General features: G+C 39.7%; 12 protein-coding genes and 1 pseudogene. 9 read left to right on the forward strand and 4 right to left on the reverse strand.

All coding sequences use genetic code 11. The features are described from left to right. Window positions 1–41 precede the first annotated feature (41 nt). The 6 genes from ADM33_RS09870 (at window position 42) to adhE (ending at window position 7066) form a co-directional block, all read left to right on the forward strand. Complete coding sequence (locus tag ADM33_RS09870; RefSeq protein WP_049504886.1) at window positions 42–665, forward strand: hypothetical protein; 624 nt, start codon at window positions 42–44, stop codon at window positions 663–665. Between the two features lie 118 nt (window positions 666–783). Then, on the forward strand, window positions 784–2760 hold the full coding sequence (tkt, locus tag ADM33_RS09875) for a transketolase (RefSeq protein ID WP_049504888.1): 1977 nt from the start codon (window positions 784–786) through the stop codon (window positions 2758–2760). A 141-nt stretch (window positions 2761–2901) separates the two neighbouring features. Next, entirely contained in the window at window positions 2902–3222 is a 321-nt protein-coding gene (gene yajC, locus ADM33_RS09880) for a preprotein translocase subunit YajC (RefSeq protein WP_049504890.1), read from the forward strand. 48 nt (window positions 3223–3270) lie between these two features. Next, window positions 3271–3726 carry a low molecular weight protein-tyrosine-phosphatase gene (locus tag ADM33_RS09885; RefSeq protein ID WP_049504898.1) on the forward strand — a complete coding sequence of 152 codons (456 nt, stop codon included), beginning with the start codon at window positions 3271–3273 and terminating at the stop codon, window positions 3724–3726. Next, on the forward strand, window positions 3701–4114 hold the full coding sequence (locus ADM33_RS09890; RefSeq protein WP_049504892.1) for an MORN repeat-containing protein: 414 nt from the start codon (window positions 3701–3703) through the stop codon (window positions 4112–4114). The genes ADM33_RS09885 and ADM33_RS09890 overlap by 26 nt, the downstream gene beginning before the upstream one ends. A 300-nt stretch (window positions 4115–4414) precedes the next feature. Then, window positions 4415–7066, forward strand: coding sequence for a bifunctional acetaldehyde-CoA/alcohol dehydrogenase (gene adhE / locus ADM33_RS09895; RefSeq protein ID WP_049504899.1), 2652 nt, complete (start codon window positions 4415–4417; stop codon window positions 7064–7066). A 76-nt stretch (window positions 7067–7142) separates the two neighbouring features. Here adhE and ADM33_RS11935 read toward each other — a convergent pair. The 3 genes and pseudogenes from ADM33_RS11935 to ADM33_RS09910 all read right to left on the reverse strand — a co-directional run bounded on the left by ADM33_RS11935 (window position 7143) and on the right by ADM33_RS09910 (window position 8514). Further along, window positions 7143–7418: pseudogene (locus ADM33_RS11935) on the reverse strand (hypothetical protein). Window positions 7419–7465: 47 nt separating this feature from the next. Beyond that, window positions 7466–7780, reverse strand: a complete 315-nt coding sequence (locus ADM33_RS09905; RefSeq protein ID WP_002880183.1) for a hypothetical protein — start codon at window positions 7778–7780, stop codon at window positions 7466–7468. A gap of 173 nt (window positions 7781–7953) precedes the next feature. Beyond that, the gene (locus ADM33_RS09910; RefSeq protein WP_000111607.1) at window positions 7954–8514 is read right to left on the reverse strand and encodes a TetR/AcrR family transcriptional regulator; all 561 of its coding nucleotides are present in this window, start codon (window positions 8512–8514) and stop codon (window positions 7954–7956) included. Between the two features lie 253 nt (window positions 8515–8767). On the opposite strand from ADM33_RS09910, the gene ADM33_RS09915 reads away from it, so the two are divergent. Both ADM33_RS09915 and gap read left to right on the forward strand, forming a co-directional pair. Beyond that, window positions 8768–9391 carry a cysteine hydrolase gene (locus tag ADM33_RS09915; RefSeq protein ID WP_000483066.1) on the forward strand — a complete coding sequence of 208 codons (624 nt, stop codon included), beginning with the start codon at window positions 8768–8770 and terminating at the stop codon, window positions 9389–9391. Between the two features lie 222 nt (window positions 9392–9613). Next, window positions 9614–10624 carry a type I glyceraldehyde-3-phosphate dehydrogenase gene (gene gap / locus ADM33_RS09920; RefSeq protein ID WP_049504894.1) on the forward strand — a complete coding sequence of 337 codons (1011 nt, stop codon included), beginning with the start codon at window positions 9614–9616 and terminating at the stop codon, window positions 10622–10624. Between the two features lie 73 nt (window positions 10625–10697). Here gap and ADM33_RS09925 read toward each other — a convergent pair whose 3' ends face one another. Then, complete coding sequence (locus tag ADM33_RS09925) at window positions 10698–11573, reverse strand: RluA family pseudouridine synthase (protein ID WP_152906842.1); 876 nt, start codon at window positions 11571–11573, stop codon at window positions 10698–10700. An 88-nt stretch (window positions 11574–11661) separates the two neighbouring features. Here ADM33_RS09925 and pbp2a point away from each other — a divergent pair, with 88 nt between their 5' ends. Continuing rightward, entirely contained in the window at window positions 11662–13887 is a 2226-nt protein-coding gene (gene pbp2a, locus ADM33_RS09930; RefSeq protein WP_049504896.1) for a penicillin-binding protein PBP2A, read from the forward strand. The last annotated feature ends 189 nt before the right edge of the window (window positions 13888–14076 follow it).

Consider the following 14076-nt stretch of genomic DNA (forward strand, 5'->3'; position numbering starts at 1 on the left):
GGGTATCCCTGATTTTTTGCTAGCCAAGGGAGATTGAGCCTATGTTGAATACAATGAGAGACTACCTTGCATACTCTGGTTTACAGTATCAAAAACCAGAGAAGGCAGGACAAGATGCTGAGAAAATGCTATATTTGAGGAGTAAGGGACAGGAAGCTAGAAAGGCTTTTACAGAACTGGCTAAAGCTTTTCAAGCAAGGCATCCAGAATGGATACTGCAAAGATCGAGTCAGTGGATGAATCAAGCCCAACGTTTGCGACCCCATTTCTGGGCCTATTTGCAGCGTGAGGGAAGAGTGACAGAACCTATGTTGGCCCTTCGTTTGTATGGAAGCCCTTCTGATTTTGGAATTTCACTAGAAGTGAGTTTTATTGAACGTAAGAAGGATGAGCGAACTTTAGATAAACAGGCCAAGGCCCTAGAAGTTCCAGTGGTAGAAGGGATTTATTATTTATCATACTCAGAGGGAGAAAGTCAAAAGATGGAGGCTACTGAGGAAAATCGCCAAATTTTAAGAGAAAAACGATTCCATCAGGAAGTCCGAAAGGTTTTAGTTAAGGTAGATGTTCCAGTGACAGACGGACAAATTCTAGACAAATTTTTAGATGAACTAGACAAAACTTTTGATAAATTATTACCTTACTATCAAGCAACTAGAAATTAGTATAGTCGATTGATTCATTTTATAGTAAATTGTTTTATTGCTATTATAGATATTTTTTCATATAATAGTAAAATAAGATGCGTGATAGACCTATCACCTCAAAGAGAAAGGAAATTCTATGTCAAATCTATCTGTTAATGCGATTCGTTTTCTAGGTATTGACGCTATCAATAAAGCGAACTCAGGTCACCCAGGGGTGGTTATGGGAGCTGCACCGATGGCATACAGTCTATTCACTAAAGAACTTCGTATCAATCCAGCCCAACCAAACTGGATTAACCGCGACCGTTTCATTCTTTCAGCTGGTCACGGATCAATGCTTCTTTATGCCCTTCTTCACCTTTCAGGATTTGAAGATGTGAGTATGGATGAAGTGAAGAACTTCCGTCAATGGGGCTCTAAAACTCCAGGTCACCCAGAATTCGGTCATACAGCAGGGGTTGATGCAACAACAGGCCCTCTAGGACAAGGGATTGCGACTGCGACAGGTTTTGCACAAGCAGAACGTTTCCTTGCAGCTAAGTACAATCGTGAAGGTTATAACATCTTTGACCACTACACTTACGTTATCTGTGGAGATGGTGACTTGATGGAAGGTGTCTCAAGTGAAGCTGCTTCTTATGCAGGCTTGCAAAAGCTTGACAAGTTGGTTGTTCTTTATGATTCAAATGATATCAACTTGGATGGTGAGACAAAAGATTCTTTCACAGAAAGTGTCCGTGATCGTTACAATGCTTATGGTTGGCATACAGCCTTGGTAGAAGATGGAACAGACTTAGAAGCTATTCATGCTGCTATTGAAGAAGCTAAGGCTTCAGGAAAACCATCTTTGATCGAAGTGAAAACTGTTATTGGTTATGGTTCTCCAAATAAACAAGGGACTAATGCCGTACACGGTGCCCCTCTTGGCGCGGATGAAACTGCGGCAACTCGCCAGGCACTTGGTTGGAACTATGAACCATTTGAAATCCCAGCAGAAGTTTATGCTGATTTCAAAGAAAATGTTGCAGACCGTGGCGCATCAGCCTATGAAGCATGGACAAAACTAGTCGCAGATTATAAAGAAGCTCACCCAGAACTGGCTGCAGAAGTGGAAGCAATCATCGAAGGACGTGATCCAGTTGAGGTGACTCCAGAAGACTTCCCAGCTTTAGAAAATGGCTTCTCTCAAGCGACGCGTAACTCAAGCCAAGATGCCTTGAATGTTGTGGCAGCTAAGTTGCCAACCTTCCTTGGTGGATCAGCAGACCTCGCTCATTCAAATATGACTTACATCAAAACTGACGGACTTCAAGATGATGCAAATCGCTTGAATCGCAACATCCAGTTTGGTGTTCGTGAATTTGCTATGGGTACTGTCTTGAATGGAATGGCTCTTCACGGTGGACTTCGTGTTTATGGTGGAACATTCTTCGTATTCTCAGACTATCTTAAGGCGGCGGTTCGATTGTCAGCTCTACAAGGTCTTCCTGTAACTTATGTCTTCACCCACGATTCAATCGCAGTTGGTGAAGATGGCCCAACTCATGAACCGATTGAGCACCTGGCAGGTCTTCGTGCGATTCCAAACCTTAATGTTTTCCGCCCAGCAGATGCGCGTGAAACTCAAGCAGCTTGGTATCAAGCAGTGAAGAGCGAGAAAACACCAACTGTTCTTGTCTTGACTCGTCAAAACTTGACTGTTGAAGAAGGAACAGACTTTGCTAAAGTTGCAAAAGGAGCTTATGTTGTATATGAAAATGCAGCAGACTTTGATACAATTTTGATTGCGACTGGTTCAGAGGTTAATCTGGCTGTTGCAGCTGCTAAAGAATTGGCAAGTCAAGGTGGAAAAGTTCGCGTAGTCAGCATGCCATCTACAGATGTATTTGATGCACAAGATGCCGCATACAAAGAAGAAATCCTACCAAATGCAGTTCGTCGCCGTGTAGCAGTTGAAATGGGAGCAACTCAAAACTGGTATAAATACGTTGGTCTTGATGGAGCAGTTCTTGGTATTGATACCTTTGGAGCATCTGCACCAGCACCAAAAGTTTTAGCAGAGTATGGATTTACAGTTGAAAATCTTGTAGAACTTGTGAATAACTTGAAATAATCTAGAGGCATATTGCTAAAAAATCGAGGTTGGGAATTTTTGTCCCAGCCTCTTTCTTGATATAAAAGCATGGCCTAATCTTGTAAAAACACTTAAAATTTGTTATAGTAGTTTTATCTGAATTACAAAGGAGTAAAAATAATGGGTGGGAATTTAACATTTTTGATTATGCTTGTCTTGATGTTGGGCTTGATGTTCTTCATGCAACGTTCTCAAAAGAAACAAGCGGAAAAACGTATGGAGAGCCTCAATAAGCTTCAAAAAGGCTACGAAGTAATCACTATCGGTGGTCTCTACGGTACAGTCGACGAAGTTGATACTGAAAACAAAACGATTGTACTTGATGTAGACGGAGTATACTTGACTTTCGAATTAGGTGCAATTAGAACAGTTTTGCCAGTCAAAGAAGCTGTCACACCTGAAGGTGCAGTTATCGAAGAAGGCAGTGCTATTGAAGAATAAAACGGGGTGGAATGCATTCCCGTTTTTCTATAAATGAGAGGAACAATGATGAAAAAAGTTGTCTTTGTCTGTCTTGGTAATATTTGCCGTAGCCCTATGGCGGAATTTGTAATGAAATCTCTGACCGATAAATATGAGATTCAAAGTCGTGCGACTTCTTCCTGGGAACACGGTAATCCAATCCACAAAGGAACGCAAGGAATCTTTCGAAGTCATGGCGTTCCTTATGATACTTCAAAAACTTCCCAACAAATTTCTAAAAAAGATTTTGAGTATTTTGACTATATCATTGGGATGGATGAGTCTAATCTCGCTGATTTGCGTGAGATGTGTCCACAGGATCAACAATACAAGATACAGCCTTTTGCATCTGAAAGTGTTCCAGATCCCTGGTATACAGGTGATTTTGAAGAAACTTATGACCGAGTTTTAGCTGGTTGCCAGGCTTGGTTAAGTCGCTTAGAAAATGAGAGTGAACATGGAAAATTTAAAAAAACTCTATGAAAAATATAGTGTCTATTTAACACGTCCCCGTTTAGAAATTGCGACAGTTATCGTCATTGTTGTCTGTGCAGGTCTTGTATTTCTGACCAATCTTCCAAAACAGGGCGTTCTTAAGCTTGATAACGATGCTATTATTTATGACGGGAGCCTAGTTCGTGGTAAGATGAATGGTCAGGGCACTGTTACCTTCTCGAACGGTGATACCTATACTGGAGAATTTAGCAATGGCGCCTTCAATGGTAAAGGTACCTACCAAGCTAAAGCAGGTTGGGTATATGAGGGAGACTTTGTAAATGGCCAAGCTGAAGGAAAAGGAAAACTGACTACCGAACAAGAAGTAGTCTATGAAGGGGACTTCAAACAAGGTTTATTTCAACAAGCACAATAACCTCCTCCTAGAAGGAGGTATTCTTCCAGAATATCAGAAAGCGCTTACATGGAAATAAAAACGGCTTACAAGACTGTTTTACAACTAAGTTTGTGAAAAATAAAACTTTTATGGAATAATTCACAAACTTTAAGTGAAAAAGTACATGTGTGGGTATATTTGAAATTGTTTTCACAAACAAATAAAAAAAGTTTGTGAAATGTCTATGAAACTGTTTACAAACGTTTAAAAAAGAGTTATAATAAGCTTGTGAAAAAATTAACAAAGGACTTACAATCCTTGAAAGCTATGGAGGAAAATATGGCTGATAAAAAAACTGTAACACCAGAAGAAAAGAAACTCGCTGCTGAAAAGCATGTCGATGGTTTGGTGCAAAAAGCTTTAGTTGCCCTTGAAGAAATGCGTAAACTTGACCAAGATCAAGTCGATTATATCGTAGCAAAAGCTTCAGTTGCTGCACTTGATGCTCACGGAGAATTGGCTTTACATGCCTTTGAAGAAACAGGACGTGGAGTATTTGAAGATAAAGCAACTAAAAACCTATTTGCTTGTGAGCACGTGGTAAATAACATGCGCCACACTAAAACAGTTGGTGTTATCGAAGAAGATGATGTAACAGGATTGACTCTTATCGCTGAACCAGTTGGTGTTGTTTGTGGTATCACTCCAACAACAAACCCTACTTCAACAGCAATCTTTAAAGCGTTGATTTCATTGAAGACTCGTAATCCTATTGTCTTTGCATTCCACCCATCAGCTCAAGAATCATCAGCTCACGCAGCTCAAATCGTTCGTGATGCAGCGATTAAAGCAGGTGCTCCTGAAAACTGTGTACAGTGGATTACTGAACCGTCTATGGAAGCAACTAGTGCATTGATGAACCACGAAGGTATTGCAACAATCCTTGCAACAGGTGGTAATGCCATGGTTAAAGCGGCATACTCATGTGGTAAACCAGCTCTTGGGGTAGGTGCCGGAAACGTTCCAGCTTATGTTGAAAAATCAGCTAACATCCGCCAAGCTGCTCACGATATCGTAATGTCTAAATCATTTGACAATGGTATGGTCTGTGCATCTGAACAAGCGGTTATCATTGATAAAGAAATTTACGATGAATTTGTAGCAGAGTTCAAATCTTACCATACTTACTTTGTAAACAAAAAAGAAAAAGCACTTCTTGAAGAGTTCTGCTTCGGCGTGAAAGCAAATAGCAAAAACTGTGCTGGTGCAAAATTGAACGCTGACATCGTTGGTAAACCAGCAACTTGGATTGCAGAACAAGCAGGATTTACTGTTCCAGAAGGAACAAACATTCTTGCTGCAGAATGTAAAGAAGTTGGTGAAAACGAGCCATTGACTCGTGAAAAATTGTCACCAGTTATCGCAGTTTTGAAATCTGAAAGCCGTGAAGATGGTATTGCTAAAGCTCGTCAAATGGTTGAATTTAACGGTCTTGGACACTCAGCTGCCATCCATACTGCTGATGAAGAATTGACTAAAGAATTTGGTAAAGCTGTTAAAGCTATTCGTGTTATCTGTAACTCACCTTCTACTTTCGGTGGTATCGGGGACGTTTACAATGCCTTCTTGCCATCATTGACACTCGGATGTGGTTCTTACGGACGTAACTCAGTTGGGGATAACGTTAGCGCCATTAACCTCTTGAATATCAAAAAAGTCGGAAGACGGAGAAATAACATGCAATGGATGAAACTTCCTTCAAAAACATACTTTGAACGTGATTCAATTCAATACCTTCAAAAATGTCGTGACGTTGAGCGTGTCATGATCGTTACTGACCACGCTATGGTAGAGCTTGGCTTCCTTGATCGTATCATCGAACAACTTGACCTTCGTCGCAATAAGGTTGTTTACCAAATCTTTGCAGATGTAGAACCAGATCCAGATATCACTACAGTTGAACGTGGTACTGAGATTATGCGCTCTTTCAAACCAGATACAATCATCGCTCTTGGTGGTGGTTCACCAATGGATGCTGCTAAAGTAATGTGGCTCTTCTATGAGCAACCAGAAGTGGACTTCCGTGACCTTGTACAAAAATTCATGGATATCCGTAAACGTGCCTTCAAATTCCCATTGCTTGGTAAGAAGACTAAATTCATCGCTATCCCAACTACATCTGGTACAGGATCTGAAGTAACTCCATTTGCCGTTATCTCTGATAAAGCAAACAACCGTAAATACCCAATCGCTGACTACTCATTGACACCAACTGTGGCAATCGTTGACCCTGCTTTGGTATTGACAGTTCCTGGATTTGTTGCTGCTGACACTGGTATGGACGTATTGACTCACGCGACTGAAGCTTACGTATCACAAATGGCTAGCGACTACACTGACGGTCTTGCTCTTCAAGCGATCAAACTTGTATTCGAAAACCTCGAAAGCTCAGTTAAGAATGCAGACTTCCACTCACGTGAGAAAATGCATAATGCTTCAACAATCGCTGGTATGGCCTTTGCGAATGCCTTCCTAGGTATTTCTCACTCAATGGCCCATAAGATTGGTGCGCAATTCCACACAATCCATGGTCGTACAAATGCAATCTTGCTTCCATACGTTATCCGTTACAATGGTACTCGCCCAGCTAAGACAGCTACATGGCCTAAGTACAACTACTACCGTGCAGACGAGAAATATCAAGATATCGCTCGTATGCTTGGACTTCCAGCTTCTACACCAGAAGAAGGGGTTGAATCTTACGCAAAAGCTGTTTACGAACTCGGTGAGCGCGTAGGTATCCAAATGAACTTCAAAGCACAAGGTGTTGACGAAAAAGAATGGAAAGAACACTCACGTGAATTGGCCTTCCTTGCTTATGAAGATCAATGTTCACCTGCAAACCCACGCCTTCCAATGGTTGACCATATGCAAGAAATCATCGAAGATGCTTACTATGGTTACAAAGAAAGACCAGGACGCCGTAAATAATTGTTATCAGCCTAGAGGCAGGAATTTCCTGTCTCTTTTTTGTGAAACTGGAGTATTGAGAATAGTTTTAAGTTTTCTATTTTCGTTTTTTATCAAATACTTTATCATCAAATTGTTCAGCTAGTATAGTTGCTGAGTGATAAAGTTCCTTTGCTTTATTTTTATCATTTTCAAAATAAAGATAGCACTTAGCTTCAAATACTGAAATTCCAGGTTTATAGACTTGCAACATTGTTACTTATAAAATTTCATTCATCTTTTTTACTAGAGATATCATATGCTTATAGTCATTATGAACAACATAAACACCCGCTATGGCACAAAGAACTGATAGTAGCTCTACATTATACATTTCATCACTAACTAATTGCTGTTTCAACAACTTAATCCGGAAATCATCTAATGCTCTCTTCTATAAATCAAGTCTTGACATTGCATAGCAAAATAATCAATTAATAGTAAATCATTGAATGTGTAAACTTGCTTTAGTGTTACTTGCTTAAAATAATCATCAAAAATATCTTCAGCGAAACTACCTGTCCCTGTTCTTATCAAGTCTAATATTCTTTCAATCAAGTCTAGACTCAGCAACTCTTCCTCAGGAAGAGCTAGTTCTTTATTTTCAAGAAAAGTATCTATCGGAACTTCTAATCGCTTAGATAAATATTGTAACTTAGTAATTGTTGGCAAGGATTGCCCAAGCTCAGTACGCATCAGCTGTTTGATTATTAAGTCAGCTTCTGTCCACAGACCTCTTCTCTCATCAATTTGTGACGTTCACGTTCCTGTCTTACTCTATGACCAATTTCAGTTTTAATATCTGTTGTCATTCTTACCTCTTAACCACAATCCATAAATTAACATACTTTTAATTCTTCGGCTAAAAATTAACAATAATTCTTTTTCAAATCCGTCATATTATTTTCTAAAACTTGGATGTCTTGGCTGACTTTGAGAATGACAATGCTGCCTTGAATACTGGAGATGACTTGACGGGCCTGCAACTGCGCCCGCTCTTCTGACCAGTCAGCATGCAGGTCTTGCAAGAGGCTGGCTAACTTCTCTGTCCATTGGGTCATAAAATCATTGAGAGGACAGCGGAAGTTCTCATCTTCTGTGGACAATTCCACAATCAGATTACCAATTGGGCAACCATAAAAGACCGTCTGACTTTCATGAAATTGACAAACCCAGTCAATCATATCCGAAAACTTGTCACTATCAGACTTGTCTGCTTCAAAAATATCTTCAAAAAGCTCTTTTCGCCAATTTGCTAAAATATCTTGAATGACCGTCAAACCAATTTCCTTCTTAGATTTGAAATAATAATAAAGCTGTCCCTTGCCAACATCAGCTGCCTCCATGATGTCACTGATGGAGGTGGCCACATAACCCTTCTGATAAATCAATTCCTCAGCACTTTGTAAAATACGCTCTTTAACGCTCATCTGCTCACCTCTCTTTTTCCCTATTATAGCAGATTCAGAGTCTGAGACCAAACAATTGAAACCACCACCTTTTGCCACTGTTTTATCATTAAAATTTTTGTTCTGAGCAAATTGATTTACAAATTCAATTTTAGATGTTATTATAATTGTACCGAACGGTCAGTATATAACTAAAACTACCATTTGGAAAATCATCAAACTAACAGTCTAAATTCCTATTGGCTGTTAATCAAATCATATTAGGAGGAACCTCATGTTCAATCAGAAAAATGTCGCATTTGTTATCACAGACCCACAAGTTGAATTCCTAAAACATACTGGTAAAGGATTCGGAGCAACTAAAGACGTTCTTGAAAAAGTTAATACTATTGAAAATCTGACAAAGCTTTTCGCTCTTGCTAAAGAGCGTGGCTACAAGCGTTTTATCTCACCGCACTACTTCTATCCACACGATCACAAGTGGCAATTTAAAGCTGCTGGTGAAACGATGATGATTGAAAACGAAATGTTTTGGCGTGATAGCCAGTATTCAGCAATTCCAGAAGGCTCTGGAGCAGATATGATTGAAGAGATTAAACCATTTTTGGATGAAGATACTATTGTTGTCAACGGACATAAAATTTTTGGCCCAGAAAGCAACGATCTTAACCTTCAACTCCGCAAAAATGGTATCGACACCGTCATCTTGGCTGGTATGAATGCTAATCTCTGCGTGGATTCACACATGCGTGAACTCATAGAATTAGGCTACAATGTCATTGTTGTTAACGATGCTGTCGGTGCTCCAGGTGAAGAAGCCTACCAAGCTGCCCTGACAAACTATGGCTACATTGCCAACCAAGTTTTGACAACTGAGGAAGTTATCGCTCAACTTTAGAAAAAGGAAAGTTGTAAATGACTATGTAGACAAAGAAAGACAGCGGTATAGGCTTTCAAAGGAGAAAGGGAAATAAGCGAGATATAGACAAAAAACAATGCCCATACTTGCAATTCAACTTAAATAGTTATATAATAGGTTTGTTGAAAGGTGATTTGTAGTGATTCAAGTTACTCTTTTCACAATAAAATTTTCATGATTTTCATAAGGAGGAAATCACTAATGGTAGTTAAAGTTGGTATTAACGGTTTCGGACGTATCGGTCGTCTTGCTTTCCGCCGTATCCAAAACGTAGAAGGTGTTGAAGTTACTCGCATCAACGACCTTACAGATCCAGTTATGCTTGCACACTTGTTGAAATATGACACAACTCAAGGTCGTTTCGACGGAACTGTGGAAGTTAAAGAAGGTGGATTTGAAGTTAACGGTAAATTCGTTAAAGTTTCTGCTGAACGTGATCCAGAACAAATTGACTGGGCTAACGACGGTGTAGAAATCGTTCTTGAAGCAACTGGTTTCTTTGCTACTAAAGCAGCTGCTGAAAAACACTTGCACCCAGGTGGAGCTAAAAAAGTTGTTATCACTGCTCCTGGTGGATCAGATGTTAAAACAGTTGTATTTAACACTAACCACGACGTTCTTGACGGTACTGAAACAGTTATCTCAGGTGCTTCATGTACTACAAACTGCTTGGCTCCAATGGCTAAAGCTCTTCAAGATAACTTCGGTGTTGTTGAAGGATTGATGACTACTATCCACGCTTACACTGGTGACCAAATGATTCTTGACGGACCACACCGTAAAGGTGACCTCCGTCGTGCTCGCGCTGGTGCTGCTAACATCGTACCTAACTCAACTGGTGCTGCTAAAGCTATCGGTCTTGTAATCCCAGAATTGAACGGTAAACTTGACGGAGCTGCACAACGTGTTCCAACTCCAACTGGATCAGTTACTGAATTGGTAGCTGTTCTTGAAAAGAACGTTACTGTTGATGAAGTGAATGCAGCTATGAAAGCAGTAGCCAATGAATCATACGGTTACACAGAAGATCCAATCGTATCTTCAGATGTTGTAGGTATGTCTTACGGATCATTGTTTGACGCAACTCAAACTAAAGTTCTTGACGTTGACGGTAAACAATTGGTTAAAGTTGTTTCATGGTACGACAACGAAATGTCATACACTGCACAACTTGTACGTACTCTTGAATACTTCGCTAAAATCGCTAAATAATTCTTGAGTTGATAAAAGCAAGGCCAATCGGTCTTGCTTTTTTTGTATCTATAAGAAGAAATGGATGAAAGTGTCATCCATTTTGGTTTAATTCTCTTTCAAATGTGTCTGATAGCGCAGTAAAGCTTAATTTGTTTAAAGTCAGAGGATGGACAAAGGAAAGTTTAAATGCATGAAGCATTAGTCTTTTAGTTTTTGAATGTGGATTGTAGAGAGGGTCTCCAAGGATTGGATGACCGTGGTGAGATAGATGAACTCGAATCTGATGAGTACGTCCTGTTTTTAATCGACAACGAAGAAGACTGGTCTTGTTTTGAAATTGTTTCAATCGAGTTACATGAGTTTCAGCATATTGACCATTTTTTTGATCTACCACCCGTTTTCTAGGATCGTGACGATCGCGACCGATTTTGTCTCGAAAGACAAGCTCTTTAGTTCTTATTTTTCCCTCAACCAGAGCCCAGTATTCGCGGGAGATTTCTTTTTTCTCCAATAATCGATTGAGGATGGGCAGTATAAATGGATTTTTAGCAAAGAGGATGAGACCGCTCGTTTCCTTATCTAGCCGATGGACAACATAGCAAGTCTGGGCTACATAGGCGCTAACATGATTGAGAAGAGCAATCTCATCTGGTTGATTGCCGTGAGTTTTCATTCCTTCAGGTTTGTTGACGATGATTAAATGTTGGTCCTGATAAACTTCTTGGACAAGATTAGGATTCCCCCAAACAATTTCTTTTGTAGGGTAGTCTTCCTCATCGAAAATCAGTTGACATTCATCTCCGGCTTTGACAGTTTGATGCCAATGGACTTCTTCTTGATTGATGAGAATGTGCTTTTTAATTCTCAAGAAATGCCGTATTTTTCTCGGAATGAGTAGTTGCTCCTCCAAGAAGATTTTGACAGTCATTTCAGGAAGAGAATCAGGTATAACAAAGGTAAATTTCATACAGATATTGTAACAAAAAATAGATTATTTGGATAGAGAAACTAGCTAAATTCTTGTCTTCCTATGGGGAAGATGATAAAATAAACGCATGAAATTAGATACATTATTTGAAAAATTTCTTTCTTTATTTAAAAAAGAAGAATCTGAAATGGAAGAAATAGAAATCGATGAAGTTAATAATGAAGAAAATACCTCGACTAATTTAAGACGGTCAAGAGGTGGGCGAAAGAAAGTTGGGCAAGTCGGACCTATTCGAAAATTTTGGCGTCGCTATCATCTGACAAAAATCTTTCTAATTCTCGGACTAAGTGCAAGCTTGTTTGTTGGTGTCTATCTATTTGCCTTGGCTAAATCGACAAATGTTACAGACTTGCAGAATGCTTTGAAAACACGAACGGTGATTTTTGACAGAGAAGAGAATGAGGCTGGTGCATTGTCAGGCCAAAAAGGGACCTATGTTGAGCTCTCGGAAATTAGTGAAGACTTGCAGAATGCTGTTATTGCGACAGAAGATAGAAGCTTCTATAAAAATAGTGGAATTAACTATAGTCGTTTTTTCCTAGCTATCCTAACAGCTGGTCGCTCGGGTGGTGGTTCTACAATTACCCAACAGTTAGCGAAAAATGCTTATCTTTCACAAGACCAAACTGTTCAGAGAAAGGCTAAAGAATTCTTCCTTGCTTTAGAATTAACCAAAAAATACAGTAAAAAAGAAATTCTAACCATGTATTTGAACAATGCCTACTTCGGTAATGGAGTTTGGGGTGTTGAGGATGCTAGTAAAAAGTACTTTGGAGTTTCGGCATCGGAATTAACTCTTGATGAAGCCGCCACTTTAGCAGGTGTGCTTAAAGGCCCAGAATTGTACAATCCTCTGAATTCCATTGAGCATTCAACTAATCGAAGAGATACTGTCTTACAAAATATGGTGGCTGCCGGCTACCTTGATAAAAATAAGGAAGCAGAAGTAGCAAGTGTTGATATGGCTTCTCAATTGAAAGATAGTTATGAAGGGAAAATATCAGACTACCGTTATCCTTCCTATTTTGATGCAGTTGTTAATGAAGCTATTGAAAAGTATAATCTAACAGAGGAAGAAATCGTTAATAACGGTTATCGAATTTATACGGAGCTAGATCAAAATTACCAAGCAAATATGCAGGTTATCTACCAAAATACTTCGCTCTTTCCGACAGCTGAAGATGGGACACATGCAGAGTCTGGTAGTGTCGCTTTGGAGCCAAAAACAGGTGGAGTTCGAGGAGTTGTTGGTCGAGTGGCAGGGGATGATAAGACAGGTTTCAGAAATTTTAACTATGCAACCCAATCCAAAAGAAGTCCAGGGTCTACTATTAAACCTTTGATAGTGTATACACCAGCGGTTGAAGCGGGTTGGTCTCTTAATAAGGAGTTGGATAATCATACCATGCAATATGGTGATTATAAAGTAGACAACTACGCAGGAATCAAGACATCACGAGAAGTACCCATGTATCAAGCTTTGGCTAAATCTCTAAATTTACCTGCAGTAGCTACTGTTAAAGAACTTGGAATTGATAAAGCCTTTGAAGCGGGTGAAAAGTTTGGTCTCGACATGAGCGATGTAGATCGTGTGCTTGGAGTAGCTTTAGGTGGTGGCGTAGAAACGAACCCTCTTCAAATGGCCCAAGCCTACGCAGTGTTTGCAAATGAAGGACTCATGCCGGATGCTCACTTTATCACCCGTATTGAAAATGCTAGTGGTCAAGTGATTGCTACTCATAAAAATACTCAAAAACGAGTGGTTGACAAATCGGTAGCTGATAAAATGACCAGTATGATGTTAGGTACTTTTACAAATGGTACAGGGGTCAGTTCATCTCCAGATAATTATGTCATGGCAGGAAAAACAGGAACAACAGAGGCAGCCTTTAACCCAGAATATACCAGTGATCAATGGGTGATTGGCTATACCCCTGATTTAGTGATTAGTCACTGGCTTGGTTTCCCTACTACTGATGAAAATCATTATCTAGCAGGTTCGACTTCGAATGGTGCTGCTCACATTTTTAGAAGTATGGCGGAAACAATCCTACCATATACGCCAGGAAGCACTTTTACAGTTGAAAATGCTTATAAAATGAATGGTATTGCACCAGAAAATACACCTAAACAAACTACAAGTGACACTAGTACGCAGTCGGATGATATATTAGCAGATATTCGTGGACGAGCACAAAATCTGGTCGATGAAGCAGGAAAAGCTATTTCAGATGCTAAGATTAAAGAAAAAGCTCAGACAGTTTGGGATACCATTGTAGATCTGTTTCGCTAATACGTTTATAAGCTAAAAGACAAGGATTCAAATCTTTGTCTTTTTTTACCCTCACTTGTCAATATTCATACTTCCTGATACACCTTGGACATGAAAAAACACAAGATAGGAACGATGGCCCCTCTTTCTCCCTTTCTCTGCTATACTACAAGCAGAGAAAGGGGGAAAGCAAATGCTTGAAAAGTATTA

It is taken from the genome of Streptococcus oralis (genome assembly GCF_001075875.1).
Lineage (GTDB): Bacteria > Bacillota > Bacilli > Lactobacillales > Streptococcaceae > Streptococcus > Streptococcus oralis_I.

Bases quoted from the DNA above. Each gene is read 5' to 3' on its own strand.
- pbp2a (WP_049504896.1), top strand. From the start codon at position 11,662: ATGAAATTAGATACATTATTTGAAAAATTTCTTTCTTTATTTAAAAAA.
- ADM33_RS09870 (WP_049504886.1), top strand. From the start codon at position 42: ATGTTGAATACAATGAGAGACTACCTTGCATACTCTGGTTTACAGTAT.
- tkt (WP_049504888.1), top strand. From the start codon at position 784: ATGTCAAATCTATCTGTTAATGCGATTCGTTTTCTAGGTATTGACGCT.
- ADM33_RS09915 (WP_000483066.1), top strand. From the start codon at position 8,768: ATGTTCAATCAGAAAAATGTCGCATTTGTTATCACAGACCCACAAGTT.
- ADM33_RS09910 (WP_000111607.1), bottom strand. From the start codon at position 8,514: ATGAGCGTTAAAGAGCGTATTTTACAAAGTGCTGAGGAATTGATTTAT.
- gap (WP_049504894.1), top strand. From the start codon at position 9,614: ATGGTAGTTAAAGTTGGTATTAACGGTTTCGGACGTATCGGTCGTCTT.
- yajC (WP_049504890.1), top strand. From the start codon at position 2,902: ATGGGTGGGAATTTAACATTTTTGATTATGCTTGTCTTGATGTTGGGC.
- ADM33_RS09905 (WP_002880183.1), bottom strand. From the start codon at position 7,780: ATGCGTACTGAGCTTGGGCAATCCTTGCCAACAATTACTAAGTTACAA.
- adhE (WP_049504899.1), top strand. From the start codon at position 4,415: ATGGCTGATAAAAAAACTGTAACACCAGAAGAAAAGAAACTCGCTGCT.
- ADM33_RS09885 (WP_049504898.1), top strand. From the start codon at position 3,271: ATGAAAAAAGTTGTCTTTGTCTGTCTTGGTAATATTTGCCGTAGCCCT.
- ADM33_RS09890 (WP_049504892.1), top strand. From the start codon at position 3,701: ATGGAAAATTTAAAAAAACTCTATGAAAAATATAGTGTCTATTTAACA.
- ADM33_RS09925 (WP_152906842.1), bottom strand. From the start codon at position 11,573: ATGAAATTTACCTTTGTTATACCTGATTCTCTTCCTGAAATGACTGTC.